At 58.3% G+C, this 15,949-nt stretch carries 13 protein-coding genes; 2 read left to right on the forward strand and 11 right to left on the reverse strand.

Going from position 1 to position 15,949, the window contains the following annotated elements; genetic code table 11:
• Positions 1-3: 3 nt before the first annotated feature.
• The 3 genes from RRB22_14250 to rluD all read right to left on the reverse strand — a co-directional run bounded on the left by RRB22_14250 (position 4) and on the right by rluD (position 2,857).
• Positions 4-792 (reverse strand): ZIP family metal transporter, encoded by a 789-nt coding sequence (locus RRB22_14250; protein ID MDT8385566.1) that lies wholly within the window; start codon positions 790-792, stop codon positions 4-6.
• Positions 793-1,127: 335 nt separating this feature from the next.
• On the reverse strand, positions 1,128-1,880 hold the full coding sequence (pgeF, locus tag RRB22_14255) for a peptidoglycan editing factor PgeF (GenBank protein MDT8385567.1): 753 nt from the start codon (positions 1,878-1,880) through the stop codon (positions 1,128-1,130).
• On the reverse strand, positions 1,877-2,857 hold the full coding sequence (gene rluD, locus RRB22_14260) for a 23S rRNA pseudouridine(1911/1915/1917) synthase RluD (protein MDT8385568.1): 981 nt from the start codon (positions 2,855-2,857) through the stop codon (positions 1,877-1,879). The genes pgeF and rluD overlap by 4 nt, the downstream gene beginning before the upstream one ends.
• A gap of 111 nt (positions 2,858-2,968) precedes the next feature.
• Between rluD and RRB22_14265 the strand changes: the two genes are divergently transcribed.
• Positions 2,969-3,778 (forward strand): outer membrane protein assembly factor BamD, encoded by an 810-nt coding sequence (locus RRB22_14265; GenBank protein MDT8385569.1) that lies wholly within the window; start codon positions 2,969-2,971, stop codon positions 3,776-3,778.
• Between the two features lie 146 nt (positions 3,779-3,924).
• Here RRB22_14265 and RRB22_14270 read toward each other — a convergent pair whose 3' ends face one another.
• The 4 genes from RRB22_14270 to sucC all read right to left on the reverse strand — a co-directional run bounded on the left by RRB22_14270 (position 3,925) and on the right by sucC (position 8,104).
• On the reverse strand, positions 3,925-4,263 hold the full coding sequence (locus RRB22_14270; protein MDT8385570.1) for a P-II family nitrogen regulator: 339 nt from the start codon (positions 4,261-4,263) through the stop codon (positions 3,925-3,927).
• Between the two features lie 102 nt (positions 4,264-4,365).
• Positions 4,366-5,997 carry an NAD+ synthase gene (locus RRB22_14275; GenBank protein MDT8385571.1) on the reverse strand — a complete coding sequence of 544 codons (1,632 nt, stop codon included), beginning with the start codon at positions 5,995-5,997 and terminating at the stop codon, positions 4,366-4,368.
• Between the two features lie 50 nt (positions 5,998-6,047).
• Complete coding sequence (gene sucD, locus RRB22_14280) at positions 6,048-6,920, reverse strand: succinate--CoA ligase subunit alpha (GenBank protein ID MDT8385572.1); 873 nt, start codon at positions 6,918-6,920, stop codon at positions 6,048-6,050.
• Positions 6,920-8,104 carry an ADP-forming succinate--CoA ligase subunit beta gene (sucC, locus tag RRB22_14285; GenBank protein MDT8385573.1) on the reverse strand — a complete coding sequence of 395 codons (1,185 nt, stop codon included), beginning with the start codon at positions 8,102-8,104 and terminating at the stop codon, positions 6,920-6,922. Before sucC ends, sucD begins: the two co-directional genes overlap by 1 nt.
• 334 nt (positions 8,105-8,438) lie before the next feature.
• Between sucC and RRB22_14290 the strand changes: the two genes are divergently transcribed.
• On the forward strand, positions 8,439-10,172 hold the full coding sequence (locus tag RRB22_14290; protein ID MDT8385574.1) for an ankyrin repeat domain-containing protein: 1,734 nt from the start codon (positions 8,439-8,441) through the stop codon (positions 10,170-10,172).
• Between the two features lie 49 nt (positions 10,173-10,221).
• Here the strand turns inward: RRB22_14290 and RRB22_14295 are convergent, their stop codons facing one another.
• The 4 genes from RRB22_14295 to RRB22_14310 all read right to left on the reverse strand — a co-directional run.
• Positions 10,222-12,351, reverse strand: a complete 2,130-nt coding sequence (locus tag RRB22_14295) for a hypothetical protein (GenBank protein MDT8385575.1) — start codon at positions 12,349-12,351, stop codon at positions 10,222-10,224.
• A gap of 218 nt (positions 12,352-12,569) precedes the next feature.
• Positions 12,570-12,995, reverse strand: coding sequence for a hypothetical protein (locus tag RRB22_14300; protein ID MDT8385576.1), 426 nt, complete (start codon positions 12,993-12,995; stop codon positions 12,570-12,572).
• A 269-nt stretch (positions 12,996-13,264) separates the two neighbouring features.
• The gene (locus RRB22_14305) at positions 13,265-14,389 is read right to left on the reverse strand and encodes a hypothetical protein (protein ID MDT8385577.1); all 1,125 of its coding nucleotides are present in this window, start codon (positions 14,387-14,389) and stop codon (positions 13,265-13,267) included.
• Between the two features lie 883 nt (positions 14,390-15,272).
• The coding region (locus RRB22_14310) for a PKD domain-containing protein (GenBank protein ID MDT8385578.1) at positions 15,273-15,949 on the reverse strand (677 nt) is incomplete at its 5' end.

Genomic DNA, 15,949 nt, shown 5'->3' on the forward strand with positions numbered 1-15,949 from the left:
GTCTCAATGCAGCGTCGAATGGGTAATATAAATCAACAATACACCAGCGGCGATCAGACTCATCTGCTGCACGGTGGCGCTGGCCTCGGCGCGTTTGTGCAGGCCGGGAATCAGGTCGGCCACCGCGATATAGATAAAACTGGAGGCCGCCACCGCCAGCACATACGGCAACACGTGTTGCATGTCGGCCAGGCTCCAGTAGGCCAGCAGGGCGCCGACCACGGTGGTGAGGCTGGCCAACACGTTAAACAACAGGGCCTTGCCACGGCTGAAGCCGCTGTGCAGCAGCACCACAAAATCCCCCACCTCCTGGGGAATCTCATGCGCGGCGATGGCCAGCGCGGTAACGATGCCCAGATGGGTGTCGGTCAGAAAGGCGGCCGCGATCAGAATGCCGTCCACGAAGTTGTGCAGGCTGTCGCCCAGCAGGATCATCCAGCCGGCGGCATGTTTGTCTTCCTTATGCCCGTGCCCGTGCGCGCCGTGCGCCTCGCAATGATTCGAGTGACAGTGACGCCACAGCACCATCTTTTCCAGCAGGAAAAATCCCAGCAGGCCCAGCAACACGGTCAGAAACAGCGGATGAAAATCCTCGATCCCCGGCGACGACAGCGCATGTGGCAGCAGGCCGAGAAAGGCGGCCCCCAGCAACGAACCGATGGCAAAGCTCACCAGATGCGGCACCAGCCTCGCCCGCAGCTTGTCGGACAGCAACAGGAAGCTGGCCGCCACGATGACGCTCAGCACCCCGCCCAACAGGCTGAAAATTATAATCCAGGTCAACAAATTCATAATGATGGGATCTTCCAGGCGATCGAGCCGCGCAGTTTAAACCAAGTGATGCCCCTGCCGCAGCAGATTCTAGTACTCCTTCAAGGTAATATTTGCGGGTTCAGCGTTCCTGTGGTGTTTCGCTGCAAGGCGCGGTGCGCAGGCAATGGCCATTCCCTTGCCAAGCGCCGCAACGCCGCAGCGGGACACCACAGGAGCGCCCGAAGGGTTGGCCTGTCAGCGTCCATGGCCGCGTTCCGCCTCTTGGCAAGGACTATGGCCATTGCCCGCGAGGCGCGCCTTGCCCTGAACGCTGACAGACCAACTGAATCCGCAAATATTACCTTGAAGGAGTACTAGCTGCCGCCATCCAGCCAGATCAGGCTGGCCATGCGTCCGGTTTTGCCATCGCGGCGAAAGGAATAGAACTGCCCGGCCTCGCTGAAGGTGCAGCGGCCGCCGCCATAGACGGCGCCAACGCCGCTTCGGGCCAGCCGCTGGCGGGCCAGGGTGTAGATATCGACCGTCCACTTTGGGACGCCGGCGACGGCGGGGGCGGCGACACAGGCCTCGGCGGCGGCGGGATCAAACTCGCAAAAGGCCTGCCGCACCTCCTCCCCCACCTCGAAGGCCTGCGGCCCGATCGCCGGCCCCAGCCAGGCCATGATCTGCTCGGGGCCAGCGGTAAAACTCGCCACGGTCGCCTCCAGCACACCGCCCACCAGCCCCCGCCAGCCGGCATGCGCGGCGGCGACCTGGGTGCCGGCCTGATCGCAAAAGAGCACCGGCAGGCAGTCCGCGGTGAGTACCGCGCAGACCCGGTCGGGCCGGCGGGTGGTGCTGGCATCGCCCTCGGGCAGACCGCCCGGTCCGGCGTCCAGGTCGACGACCGTGGTGCCGTGAATCTGATTCAGCCACTGGGGGCTGTCCGGCAGGGACAGGGCCTTGATCAGGCGCTGCCGATTGGCGGCGACGTCGGTCGGCCGATCCCCCACATGCCCGGCGAGGTTCAGGCTGTCGAATGGCGGCTGACTGACACCCCCCTGGCGGGTGGTGGAGGCGGTCCGCACCGGCGGCGGCGCCGGCCAATCCGCGCTCAGGGGATTCATCGGCTGGCGGCCGCCTTCAGGTCGTCGCGGCAGACCGCGAGCAGACGCTGCATATCCGCGGGCAACTCGGCCGTCCACGACACCGCTTCACCCGACAGGGGGTGCACAAAGCCCAGGCTCGCGGCGTGCAGGGCCTGGCGTCTGAAGGCCCGCAGCACCTGGTCGAACTCCGGAGAGATGCCGGCGGGGATGCGTAGCCGCCCGCTATAGGCGGGATCGCCCACCAGCGGATAGTGGATATGCGCCATGTGTACCCGAATCTGGTGGGTGCGGCCGGTTTCGAGCTGGAGGTTAACGAAGGTGTGGGAACGGAAACGCTCCGCCACCCGATAGTGGGTGATGGCCTCCCGGCCCCGGGATGAACCCTCAAGGCCCACCACGGCCTGGCGCAGGCGATTCACCGGGTGACGGCCCAACGGGGCATCCACGGTGCCGCCGGCGGTCATCACCCCCATGCACACCGCCTGGTAATGGCGCTCAAATTCACGCGCCTGCAACTGCTCGGTGAGGGATTTCTGCGCGATCAGGTTGCGGGCGATCACCAGCAGGCCGGTGGTATCCTTGTCGATACGGTGCACAATCCCGGCACGGGGGACCGATTCCAGCTCCGGGGCATGGTGCAGCAGCGCATTGCTGAGGGTGCCGTCCATATTGCCGGCCCCCGGGTGTACCACCACCCCCGCAGGTTTGTTGATAATCAGCAGCGCCTCATCTTCGTAGACGATGTCCAGCGGCAGAGCCTGCGGCCGCCAGGAGGTTTCCTCCTTCAGTACCGCCATCACTGAGACCTGCTCACCACCGTGTACCACGTCTTTGGCCCGCAGCCTGACCGCGTCCACGCTGACGTGACCGTCCTTGATCCAGCGTTGCAGGCGGGCGCGGGAATAATCCGGAAACAGACCGGCCAGCGCCTGGTCCAGGCGCATACCGGCCATCGTGTCGGGGATGACCGCCGTAAGGTGTTGAGTGTCGTTCATTGAATACTTTCTATCGGTGTGCAGAGGCCGCTATAATAGCGCGTTTGCGGGCTGGCGTGTTTCATATTATTGATAACGCACCGCACATCCATCCCTCACGAGTTGCTATCCATGCCCCGCTTCTACAAGCCAGTGCCTTTTCAGAAATTTGCCACCCTGCTGATCTTCCTGCTCAGCCTCGCCCTGGCGGCCTGCGCCACCACCCCGGACGACGAAGACGACACCAGCAAATGGAGTGCCGAAAAACTCTTCAGCGAGGCAAAGGCGGCGCTGAACGCCGGCGACTACGAAGTGGCCATCGAATTTTATGAAAAGCTGGAGGCCAAATACCCTTTTGGCAACTATGCCGAACAGGCCCAGCTGGACACCGCCTACGCCTATTTCAAGTTTGACGAGCCCGACACGGCGATTGCCTCAGCGGACCGTTTCATCAAGCTGCACCCGCGTCATGCCAATGTCGATTACGCCTATTATCTGCGCGGCCTGGCCAGCGCCAGCAAAAAAGACAATCCCTTGTCGAATTTCATCTCCCAGGACCCAAGCCTGAGGGATCCCAGCTCGACGCAGAAATCCTACGATTATTTTGCCGCCCTGGTGAAACAGTTTCCCGACAGTCGCTACACCCCGGATGCCATCCAACGCATGGGCCATTTGCGTAACAGCCTGTCCATGCACGAAATCCATGTGGCGAATTATTACCAGCAACGTGGCGCCTATGTGGCGGCGGTCAATCGCGCCAAACATGTGGTGAGCAATTTTCCACGCACCCCGGCCTCCCGGCTTGCCCTGCAGCTGCTGGTCGATGCCTATAAACAGTTAGGTATGGATGATCTTGCGCAGGATGCGCAGCGGGTTCTGGATCTCAATCCGGTGGTAAAATCCACCACCACCGCCGCACCAGAAACGGACAATGACTCCTAGGCCGGTCTAACGCCTCCCTGCCACCGGCAGATAAGCGCGCATACGCATAATAGCAACGCGCGTCTTTCATGCTGAAACCATAGGGTAAAACCGACCACTCTCAAAACCGGCTCATTGCTGAACCGTCTTATAACTCCCTCCCGGAATCAAAGCGCATCCCTACCCTGCTCGCCGGTGCGAATGCGAATGGTCTTTTCGACGCTGGTGACAAAAATCTTGCCGTCACCGATCTTGCCGGTACGGGCCGCATTGGTAATGGCCTCGATACAGGCCTCCACACGATCTTCCGCCACCACCAGTTCAATCTTTACCTTGGGCAGGAAATCGACCACATATTCCGCGCCACGATAGAGTTCGGTGTGGCCTTTCTGTCGGCCGAAGCCTTTGACCTCAGTCACCGTCATGCCGGTGACATCAATCTCCGACAGGGCTTCACGCACATCATCCAGTTTGAAGGGTTTGATTACTGCCTCGATTTTTTTCATCGTCACTCTGCTCCTGTTCTTGCCAATGATTCAGATGCCCGGGCCCGTCGTCGCTTCAGCCGCATTATAATCCTGTTCTTAATTCTGTTGTTATTCCCGTTGTTAATCCCGGTCGTACCCCGAGGTGATCGGGTAACGCCGATCACGGCCAAAGGCGCGCTGCGAGATGCGTACCCCCGGTGCCGCCTGCCGACGCTTGTATTCGTTGCGGTTCACCATCCGGATCACCCGCCGCACCGTCTCGGCATCATACCCTGCGGCGATAATATCGTCAGCACAGCGATCCTGTTCAATGTACATCTCCAGGATCACATCCAGCACCTCGTAGGGTGGCAGACTGTCGGTGTCCTGCTGCCCCTCCGCCAGCTCCGCCGAGGGCGGACGCTCAATCACCCGCTGCGGAATCACCGGCGAGACACGATTGCGGTAGTGGGACAGGGCATACACCAGGGTTTTGGGCACATCCTTCAGCGCCGAAAAACCGCCCGCCATATCGCCATACAGAGTGGCATAACCCACCGACATCTCACTCTTGTTGCCGGTGGTAATCACTACTTTGTGCTTCTTGTTCGACAGCGCCATCAGCAGGATACCCCGGCAGCGGGCCTGGATATTTTCCTCCGTGGCATCCGGCTCGTTGCCGGCAAAGGCCTCCTGCAGGGCGTCGAGAAAGGCGCTGAACGCCGTCTCGATGGGGATGATGCGATAGCGCACACCCAGCACCTCGGCCTGTTCTTGCGCATCGGCCACACTCATGTCCAGGGTGTAACGGGACGGCATCAGTAGCGCCTCGACATTCTCCGCGCCGAGGGCATCGACGGTAATCGCCAGGGTCAGGGCCGAATCGATGCCGCCGGACAGGCCGATGATCGCGCCCGGAAAACGGTTCTTTTGCACGTAGTCCCTGACCCCCAGCACCAGGGCCCGATAGACGCTCTCCACCTCATCGTAGGCCGGCGCCAGCGCACCGGTCTGTGGCGTCACCACCCCCGCCGCATCCACCGAAAACATAACCGGATACAGCCCCTCTTCAAAGGCCGGGGCCTGCTGGGTGATGGCCCCCGTGGCGGCCATCACCAGAGAGCCGCCATCGAACACCAGCTCATCCTGCCCGCCCACCAGGTTGGCATACACCACGGGCAGCCCCGTTTCCCGCACCCGCTTTTGCAGCTCGGCGGCGCGTTCGAGGTGTTTCTGACGGTGATAGGGTGAGGCGTTGAGGTTGAGAATCAACTGCGCCCCTGCCTGCCTGGCATTCATTACCGGCAGGCTATACCAGATGTCTTCGCAGATCGTCAGGCCGACGCTGACGCCGGCGATCTCGACCACACAGGGGCGGTCGCCCTCCAGAAAATAGCGCTTCTCATCAAACACCCCGTAATTCGGCAACTGGCATTTGTGGTAGGTCGCAACCCGCGCCCCATCACGTAACAGGGCCGCGGCATTAAACAGGCCGGCCTCGGTCCGCTCGGGAAACCCCAGCACGATATCGATACCGCTGACCTGCGACTGGATTGCGTCCAGCGCCTGTTCCACTGCCCGCTGCAGCCCCGGCCGCAACAACAGGTCCTCGGGGGGATAGCCGGTGAGCGCCAGTTCGGGAAACAGGATCGCATTGGCCCGATGCTCATCCCGGGCGCGACCGGCAGCCTCGATGATCTTGCGGGCGTTACCCGCAACATCGCCCACCAGAAAATCCAGTTGGGCAATCACCAGACACAATGACCGAGACATTACGATAGTCGACCCGAAGTAGAGAATGAAATAATAGACAACACTACAGGCTAACCGCTAAAGAACTCCAGCATGCGCGAGCCCAGTTCGGCCGGCGAGCGCGCCACGGATACACCGGCGGCGTCCAGTGCGGCGAACTTGTCCCGGGCCGTGCCCTTGCCGCCGCTGATGATCGCGCCGGCATGGCCCATGCGTTTTCCGGGCGGCGCGGTGACTCCGGCGATGTAGCCCACCACGGGTTTTTTGACGTACCGGCTGATATAGTCCGCGGCCTCTTCTTCGGCGGAACCACCGATCTCCCCCACCATGATGATGCCCTTGGTCTGCCGGTCCTGTTCAAACATCTCCAGGCAATCGATGAAATTGGTGCCCTGTATGGGGTCGCCGCCGATACCGATACAGGTGCTCTGGCCCAGACCATTGAGGGTGGTCTGATAGACCGCCTCGTAGGTCAGGGTGCCCGAGCGCGACACGATACCGATCGAGCCGGGCTGGTGGATCATGCCGGGCATGATGCCGATCTTGCATTCACCCGGCGTGATGATGCCCGGACAATTGGGGCCGATCAGGTGCACATCACTGCCCTTGAGCGCGGCCTTCACCATCACCATGTCCAGCACCGGAATGCCCTCGGTGATGCACACGATCACCTTGATACCGGCCTCGGCGGCCTCCAGAATCGAGTCCGCCGCAAACGCCGCCGGCACAAAAATCATACTGGCATCGGCCTGCGCCTCGTTCACCGCCTCGCGCACGGTGTTGAATACGGGACGATCCAGATGGGTCTGTCCACCCTTGCCCGGGGTGACGCCACCCACCAGCTGGGTACCATAGGCGATGGCCTGTTCGGAATGAAAGCTGCCGTGCTTGCCGGTGAAGCCCTGGCAGATCACCCGCGTGTTTTTGTTGATCAGTACCGACATTATTGATTTCCTTTTGACTGGCTGGCGGCGGCCTGCACGACCTTTACCGCGGCGTCCTGCAGATCAGTGGCGGCGATGATCGACAGGCCACTGCCGGCGAGTCCCGCGCTGTTGAGCAGTTCGCGCCCGGCCTCCGCATTGGTGCCCTCCAGGCGAACCACCACCGGGATATGCAGGCCGATCTCGCGGATCGCCTGCAAAATGCCGTCGGCAATCAGGTCGCAGCGCACAATGCCGCCAAAAATATTCACCAGGATGGCCTCGACCTTATCGTCGGCAACGATCAGCTTCAGCGCCTCGGCGACACGCTCCGCCGTGGTGCCCCCGCCCACATCGAGAAAATTGGCGGGCTCACCCCCGTACAGCTTGATGATGTCCATGGTCGCCATGGCCAGTCCGGCGCCATTGACCATGCAACCGATATTGCCATCCAGCGTGACGTAATTGAGATCGAACTGCTGCGCCTTGTGCTCGGTGGGATCCTCCTGCATAGGATCTCGCAGCTCTTCCAGATCCTTGTGCCGGAACAGCGCGTTGTCGTCCAGATTGATTTTGGCATCCAGCGCCAGCAACCGACCCTCGCCGGTGATCACCAGCGGATTGATCTCGACCAGGCTCAGATCCTTTTCGATAAACAGGCGATAAAGGCCTAACATGATGTGGGTCAGCTCCTTGATCTGGGTCCCTTCCAGCCCCAGGCCAAAACCGATCTGCCGACACTGATACGGTTGTAATCCGCTGACGGGATCCACGGCCACCTGCAGGATCTTGTCCGGCTCGCTGGCCGCGACCGCCTCGATATCCATTCCGCCCATACTGGAGGCCATGAACACCAGCTGATTGCGGGAGCGGTCGATCAGGGCGCCCAGGTAGAGCTCCCGGGCGATGTCACAGGGAGACTCCACCAGTAATTTGTCGATCGGCAGACCCTTCGGCCCCGTCTGATGGGTCACCAGTTGCCCACCAAGCAGCTCACGGGCCGCCGCCTCCAGCTCCGCCAGGTTATTGACCCGCTTGACCCCGCCACCCTTGCCGCGACCCCCGGCATGTACCTGGGCCTTCACCACCCAGGCCCCGTCCGTGAACCCGTTCACCTCACTGATCGAGGCGATGACCTGCCCTGTAGGCACCGGAATGCCATAATCCGAGAACAGGCCTTTGGCCTGGTATTCATGCAAGTTCATAATTCATCCTCGCGGGACATCCCCGGTATTTCCAACTAAGGTGGCCGCCACCCGGACCGCCCGTGCTCATGTGTTGCACAGGTGCGCGGCATCGCCGGTCCCGGCCAAAAGATCAAAGCCGTGAAGTCTGACACAATTTTTGGCCGTAGAATATATGACTCAGAGCCTGCGAAAAAAACCGTCGGTCTACTGTGGACGGTCCTGGGTGATGGGAGCCCTTCGATGCCCCTCGTAAATTAAGGCGACATTCCCGACATAATCCAGCAAAGCAGCTTGCATCCTGGACGCACATCATGAAAATGGAGACTAACTACCACTGCCACCAGAGTGCCTCGTGAAACATCAGCGACCCTATTGGATTCTCCTCGCCCTGCTGCCCCTGCTACCCCTGCAGGCCGATGCCGCGTCGGCGACGGAAAAGGAACCCACCGAAGAGGACCTGCGCTACGAGGAGGCCATGGAGGCGGCGCGATTGCGCGACTTTGGCGAGGCCCTGCAGGAGTGGCGCCGCCTCGCGGAGCAAAACGACAAGCGCGCCCAGTATCGCCTGGGCTCCATGTATCGCCGTGGACTGGGCGTGAAACCCGATCTGAAACTGGCGGCGGAGTGGTTCCGAAAGGCCGCCGAGAATGGCCATGCCCGCGCGCAGTACAATCTCGGCGTCATGTATCAAAAGGGCCTGGGCGTCAAAAAAGATCCCGTGGAGGCGGAACAGTGGTTTCACCGCGCCGATGCCAATGGCGTCGATCTGGCCGGGCTCAAGCTGCGCGGCATCGTCAACGGCAAGCTGACCAATATCGACATCGAGACACTGACCGGCAGCGCCCGCAAACAACCTCTGGACATCCACGAGATCATGACCTGGGCGGTACAGGAAGGCTACGCCAATGGCCTGCGCGATCTCTTCAAACTGGGCGCCAGGGTGGACTACACGGACAAATATGGTCGCAGCCCGCTGATGATTGCCGCCCAGCATGGCCAGGCCGAAAGCGCGGAGGTATTGCTGGCCCACGGCGCCAAACCGAGTCAGAAAGATAAATCCGGCTCTTTCCCCCTCTATGTGGCGGCGCTGCACAAACAGCCGGATACGGTCAAGGCGCTGCTCGCGGGTGGCGCCGACCCCAACATGAGCACACCGTTCAAACGCACCGCATTAATGGCCGCCGCCGCCAGGAATCACAGCGCCATTATCGACCTGCTGCTCAAGCACGGTGCCGAGATCAACCAGCAACAGAGCGATGGGCGCACCGCCTTACACATCGCCACCGCCTACAACAGCGTCGATGCGGTTAACACGCTGATCAACCACGGTGCGGACACCGACCTGCTCGACAAAGCGGGGACATCGGCACTAATGCTGGCCGTGGAAAAATCCAGGCCGCAGACGATTCAGGCATTGATCAGGGGCAAGGCGCCGGCCGAGCAAACCAATCAGCACGGCGACACCCCCCTCACCTACGCTGCCCGCTATCAGCAGCATGACAGCCTGAACGCACTGTTATCGGCCGGGGTTAACCCCAACAAAACCGACCAGCGCAACCGTACCGCTTTGCTCATTGCGGCGGAAAATGGCGACTACGACAGTGTTAACGAACTGCTGCGCCATCGCGCCGACCCTGAATTACACGGCACCGATGGTGACACCGCCTTGATACTGGCGGTGCGTAACAACCATCTTCCGGTCGCTCGCGTCCTGTTGGCAAAGGGCGCCCGGCCCGACACCCCCAACGATGCCCGCTGGACACCGCTGATGTACGCCGCCTCACGCGGAAATCTGCAAATGCTCTCACTGCTACTGGAAAAAAACGCGAGCCCGAACGCCCAGAACCACAATGGCTGGACACCCCTCATGCTGGCGGCGCGTTCCGGAAATCCCCTGGCGGTTTCCACCCTGCTCCGCTACGGGGCCGATGCACGCATCACCTCCAGCGACCGGCGCTCCGCACTCTACGTCGCACGGGAACACAAACAGGATAAGGTGGCAGAGATATTGTTGAACGTGGGCGTGGAAAAATTACCCGCACCGGTGCCTTCCGGCAAGCGGGAAATGAAGCCCTCCCAGTCTTAAGTGCTAGGTGTTGAGTGCTGAGTGCTGAGTGCTGAGTATTGAAAGGAAACTAGAACGTGTAGTTATACGCCAGTCGCAGATGGCGGCGTTGTTCGTCAGGCTGGCTGGCATTGTCCACAAGATCCATGCCCACCTCGGTATCAAACGACCAGGACTTGTTCAAGCGGTAATTAAGCTTGAACACCGGTGACACGATGGTGCGCTTACCAAAGCTGTCGGAATCCCGGTTGGAGACATTCAAGCGGAATCCGGAATGCCAGTTGGTGAACAAGGGGACGCGCGCATTCACAAACGCCGAGGTGTCGGTATAGCTTTCAAAATCGGAACGCCGAATCCCCGCCACATACAGATCGCGCGCAACAAAGGTATTGCTGGAAATCCATTGCAGGGAATAAATGTACTGCAGGTCCGTGCCGCTCACTGCAAATACCGTGGTATCTATCGTGAGCAAGGGATTATCAATCTGCTCCTGCACCTTCAGCGGATTCACCCCTTCAGGCGCACCCGATATCTTTAACAATGTGACATCAACATTAAGCTGCTGATCCTTGGTGAGCTGATAGCTGTTACCCACCGTGAGCGTCTGGCTCACCTGGGTACGTTCTTCAGCGATGCGCCGGATTTCAGATTCGGACAAATAATCCAGCAAATCATCGATCGTGAAAATGCCCGTCATGCCGCTCAATGCCTGACTGGTTTGAACCAGATTACGGCGATTGTAGGAAAGATTGAGTTTGTTGGATTCGGTATAATTCCAGCCAACGCGCAGATTGAACAGGCTGAGCGCGTTATATGCCATGTCATAATCCACCAACCCAAACAGGCTCAGACCTTTTCGGGCATAGCGAATATCGCCTCCCACTGCCTGCCGATCCAGTATGCCATCGACATTCTGGCGAACAAAAAACAGGTTGCTGCCGAGCTGTTTGTCCTTGCTCTCCACATCCGCCTTTACGCCAAAAAACGACTTCTCATAAATATCGTAATCACCGAAGGTCCGGATGATGGGCTTGCCCGCCATCGCGCTCACCAGCCAGCGCGGCGCCACACGATACCCGGCAACCACGCCATCAAAGGTGCCGAACACGCCGCCATTGCGACTCGACTGTCGGCCCACGCTCGCGACATAACCATAAGCCGTATCGTCAACATCGACATACATACGCCTGATATCGGACTCATCCGTTTCATAGCGGGACACATCCGCCAGAGGATTATTCAACAGCGCCTCCTCGCGGCGATCCTTGGCCAGAAAATCGTGGCTGTGACTGGCATTAAAAACGCCCTGTACAGTCCTGTTCTCTCCGCGATATCGACTTTTGACGGAAAAATTCGAGCTCAGCAGGCGTTGCTGCAGCTCCTGCTCCTCATCCTCCGCCTCACCCTCCAGCTCACGATCCAGATAATATTCACTAAAGGACTGCGTGAACCTGCCAAAGGTCATCCATGAATCCCGTTTGGCCACCTCGCGCGGACTACGCAATTTACGTTTCGCGGTTACCCGCACCTCCCGCAATGCCGCCAGACGCTGTTTGACGCGTTCGGCACCTTCGCCTTCCGGGTAACGTTTAAGATATTTTGTGTATTCGTACTTGGCGCGAGGAATTTGATCGTCGCGCTCCAGCGCCAAACCGAGCAGCTCATTGGCCTGTTGCACATGCGCATTGTCAGGTGCCTGGATAATTTTTCGTAACAACTCAATAGCGCCCTTATTATTGCCAAAGGTGATCGCCTGTCGGGCCTTGGCCATCATCAGGTCGACACCGCTTTCCTTTGAAGTCTCTCCAGCCGCCGCGGGATCCGCCTGTTCTACCGCACTATCAAGAACCTTCACTGAAAGGCTTTTACTATCCGGCCCGGACTGCACCTCAAATTTCACCGAACGCGAAAAACGTAACGTTAAGTAGGGCCCTCCTGGCACACCCTCTTCATAGGTAACGTAGACCAGAACGGATTTTTTACCCTCCACTGAGAGCAGCTCACCACCCTCACGGACCTCTTTATGGAGTTCGCGGTCTTCTTCTTCCGTATCGAGGCTTAACTGGATCTGGACAATTTCACCCGCATTTTGCGGAAAGTGTTTCTGGTATTTCAGTGGCACGCCAAACAGGATGTCGATGGTCGTTACGCCGCTCTCGTCTTTAACCCTTATTTCATCCAGCACAACCTGTGAAGCCATGCCGGCTGACGCTATCGACAACAGGCATGCAAACAGCACACTTTTCAACACACGGCCGAAAAGAGGGTGACCGAGGTTCACGACACGGTTCCGACAACAGGCACAGGTTCTGGAAAGTTTGGTTTTCATCTGCAGAAAAAATCAACATCCATCATATAACTGCATCCATTATTTAATGCGCGCATACCGGTGGGAAAATACTGCATGCAATACCGCATTTACGACTCACTAATCTCAATATTCATCCCCAACAAACCCTCTCCCTCGCCAACCTTCCAGTGCACATTACGATCAAATTTCATCACCAGGAAGGGGCCTCCAGGCACATTACCTTCATAGCGCATATGGGTCATATGGATCTCCTTACCTTCCTCTATACCGACAAATTTCTCCAACAGGGATAAATTATTGTCAAATTTTCCGAAGGCGATCACAGCCAGTTTTATCTGCACAATATCGCCGGTTGATTCCGGGTAGCTGCCCACCAGGCGTACCGGCGCGGAAAAATCCAGGTGCAGAATTTTCCGTTCAGCCTCGCGTATCAATACCGCATCGTCGATGAGGCTTCGCTCGGAATCAAGGCTCACCACCCCCATGGCGTAGGCTGCCAGAAAAACCACCATCATTGCCGCAAAAATCTTCATCAACGCAATACACTACCTGTCGAAAATACAATTAGCCCGGCGAATTTCAATACCCGAATACTATGATCGAATACTACGTGCTAAATGGGTCGCATCCAATACAAATCACGCTCGTCAGTTCATGACTATTTGCACATACTAACGAGACACATGGAAAGGCTAGCCTTTCCATGCGTCGCAGTAATAATAACCCGTCACCCCGGGTCAAATCACCACCGGGCACCGGTATTGACGTCCCGCTCACCACCACCGCACAAGCCTCCACTTGATTAACAAATCCCTATGGTGTCAAGCCAGCCAGTGGTCGTATGACAGGCATCACAGGGCTCCCCGGCGGTCGTACAATGCCCTGCCCCCTGGCCGGTGCTGATCACCCCATCGTGACAGGTAGCGCAAGCCTCACTGGTGGTGCTGTGATCAAAAAATGCCACCAGCCAGTGATCGACGACATGACAGACATTACAGGACAGCGCAGTCGGCAAATGATTAACCCCTTTACCAATGCTGACCACGCCGTCATGGCAGATTTGGCAGGCGCCGAAGACCTGGGAATGGTCGACCGTTGTCACCGGTATCCATGCAAGGCTGACATGGCAACGTTCACAATACGTCGTGGTGCTGATATGGGTGGGGCTCTTGCCCGTCGCAATACTGCCGTCATGGCAGGTGGCGCAGGCCTCACTGGTCGTACCGTGATCAAAAACCGCCACCTGCCAGTGATCGACAACGTGGCAGACGTTGCAGGACAGCGCAGTTGGCAAATGATTAACCCCTTTGCCAATGCTGACCACTCCGTCATGACAGGATGCGCAGGCGCCGAAAACCTGGGAGTGGTCCACCGTCGTCACCGGCACCCAGGCACTGCTGACATGGCAATTTTCACAATCATCCGTGGTGTTGATATGGGTGGGATTTTTGCCCGTCGCATAGCTGCCTTGATGGCAGCCCACGCAGGTCTGCCCGACTACCAGCGAATGATCGAAGGCCGGCACCTGCCAGCTAGTGGTGACATGGCAGGCATCACACGCCAGGGTGGTGGGAATGTGTGTCGATGAAGTACCCGTTGCTGTGGCGCCATCATGGCAGCTCTCACAGGCCTGATCGCCCACCAGTGAATGATCGAAAGACGACAAAAACCAGCTAGAAGTGACATGACAGGTATCACACGACCGGGTGGTCGATAGATGCGTCGGTGACTTTCCCGTCGCGCTCACCCCGTTATGGCAGGACTCGCACAGTGCATCACCAATAATGCTGTGATCCATGATGGTCAATGACGAAAAACCCGTCGTGGTATGGCACACATCGCAGGAAACGGTGGTGGGAATATGCGTCGCCGATGGGCCAATAGCCAGGGAACCGTCATGGCAGGACTCACACTGTGTCAGCAGCACTTCAAAGACACCACCAATATGACAGGCCTCACAATCCAGTTGATCATGCTCACCCGTAAGCGGAAACCCGGTAATCAGGTGATCAAACGCCGCAACAGCAGCAGCAGGAGTAGCTACGGTCTCAGCGACAGCGGGACTCGTTGCTGATAAAGAAAAAACACACACCAAGAACAGGCACAATGAAACCAACCCGCGCACGATTCCGCGCGCGACAGATTGCTGTGCCCGCACCCTGTTTTTACCTCCTGCCTTCATATACGCTCACGTACGCTCACAGATCCATTGCTCATTGGCCACCGCCACGAGTACCGGCCACCCCGGTTGGTTATTCCCTTCTCGAATGATATTCGCTGCACAATCCCCGTTGATAGGACCAGGATCACACTACCGCGACACCCTCATCGACGAGGAGGTATTCAAAACCCGTTAGCGAATGGCCTTCCATCCCGTTTCCGAGGCTTCTAGCCGCAGCTTCTAATAAAGCGCGCCTACCGTAAAAGCCACATTTTATGAAGCAGAATACATTTCAAGACCTGGCCTGCAGGTCAACCATATATACGCCGAATGATTAAATAATATCTAGTTCTGATATGGGGAATTTGGGACAGGAGATAATGAAAGGAGCCAATTTACACAATAAATACAGTGAGTAACAGCGAAATCCTGGCAAGAAAATAAATGGCCAACGAATAAAAAATGGGCCTGCGCCTGAGATCTGGCGCGGACCCTAAATGATAAAATTTACAAACGATGCGGGCTCTTACGCATTTTATTGATCACAACAGAGCGGTTTATAGCCGACCATGAAAGACCAAACATTCCACTTGAATCCGCGACTTAACCACGATTCCAGATTCCAAGTACAAGCCGTAACAAAAATATATTACATACCTCCACCGCCTCCTCCTCCGCCACCCATGCCAGCGATGGTGGCCGTCGTAGAGGCACTATCGGAGTTTGAGCCATCATCAACCGTCAGCGTCACTGTATAGGTGGCGGCAGCAGAATAGGTATAGCTAGGGCTGACGCCAGTAGCCGTGCCGCCATCACCAAAGTCCCAATTATAGGTCAGCGGGTCGCCATCAGGATCGAACGATCCCGAACCATCAAAGGTAATAGTTTGGTTGACTCCCGCACTATAGGGTCCACCAGCAGCGGCCACTGGTGGTTCTCCGCAGGAGGCAGGATTGTCAATCCAGGCATTCACCGTATGACAAACATCACACTCATCGGGTGTTGCACAGTGGCCAGTGGGCAAATTGTGGCAACTACTGCACGAGCCGTTGACCTGATCGTGATCCACAGTAAAGGCCGGCACCCAGCCGGTGGTGCGATGGCAGGCCTCGCACACCGTGGTGGTGTTGATGTGGCCGTTGGGCAGGCTGCTGTGACAGCCGGCGCTGGCGCAGGTGCCGAGGACCTGGTCGTGGTCCACGGTAAAGGCCGGCACCCAGGCGGTGGTGCGATGGCAGGCCTCGCACACATTGGTGGTGTTGATGTGGCCATTGGGCAGGCTGCTGTGACAGCCGGCGCTGGCGCAGGTGCCGAGGACCTGGTCGT

The organism is Gammaproteobacteria bacterium, assembly GCA_032250735.1.
Lineage (GTDB): Bacteria > Pseudomonadota > Gammaproteobacteria > SZUA-152 > SZUA-152 > SZUA-152.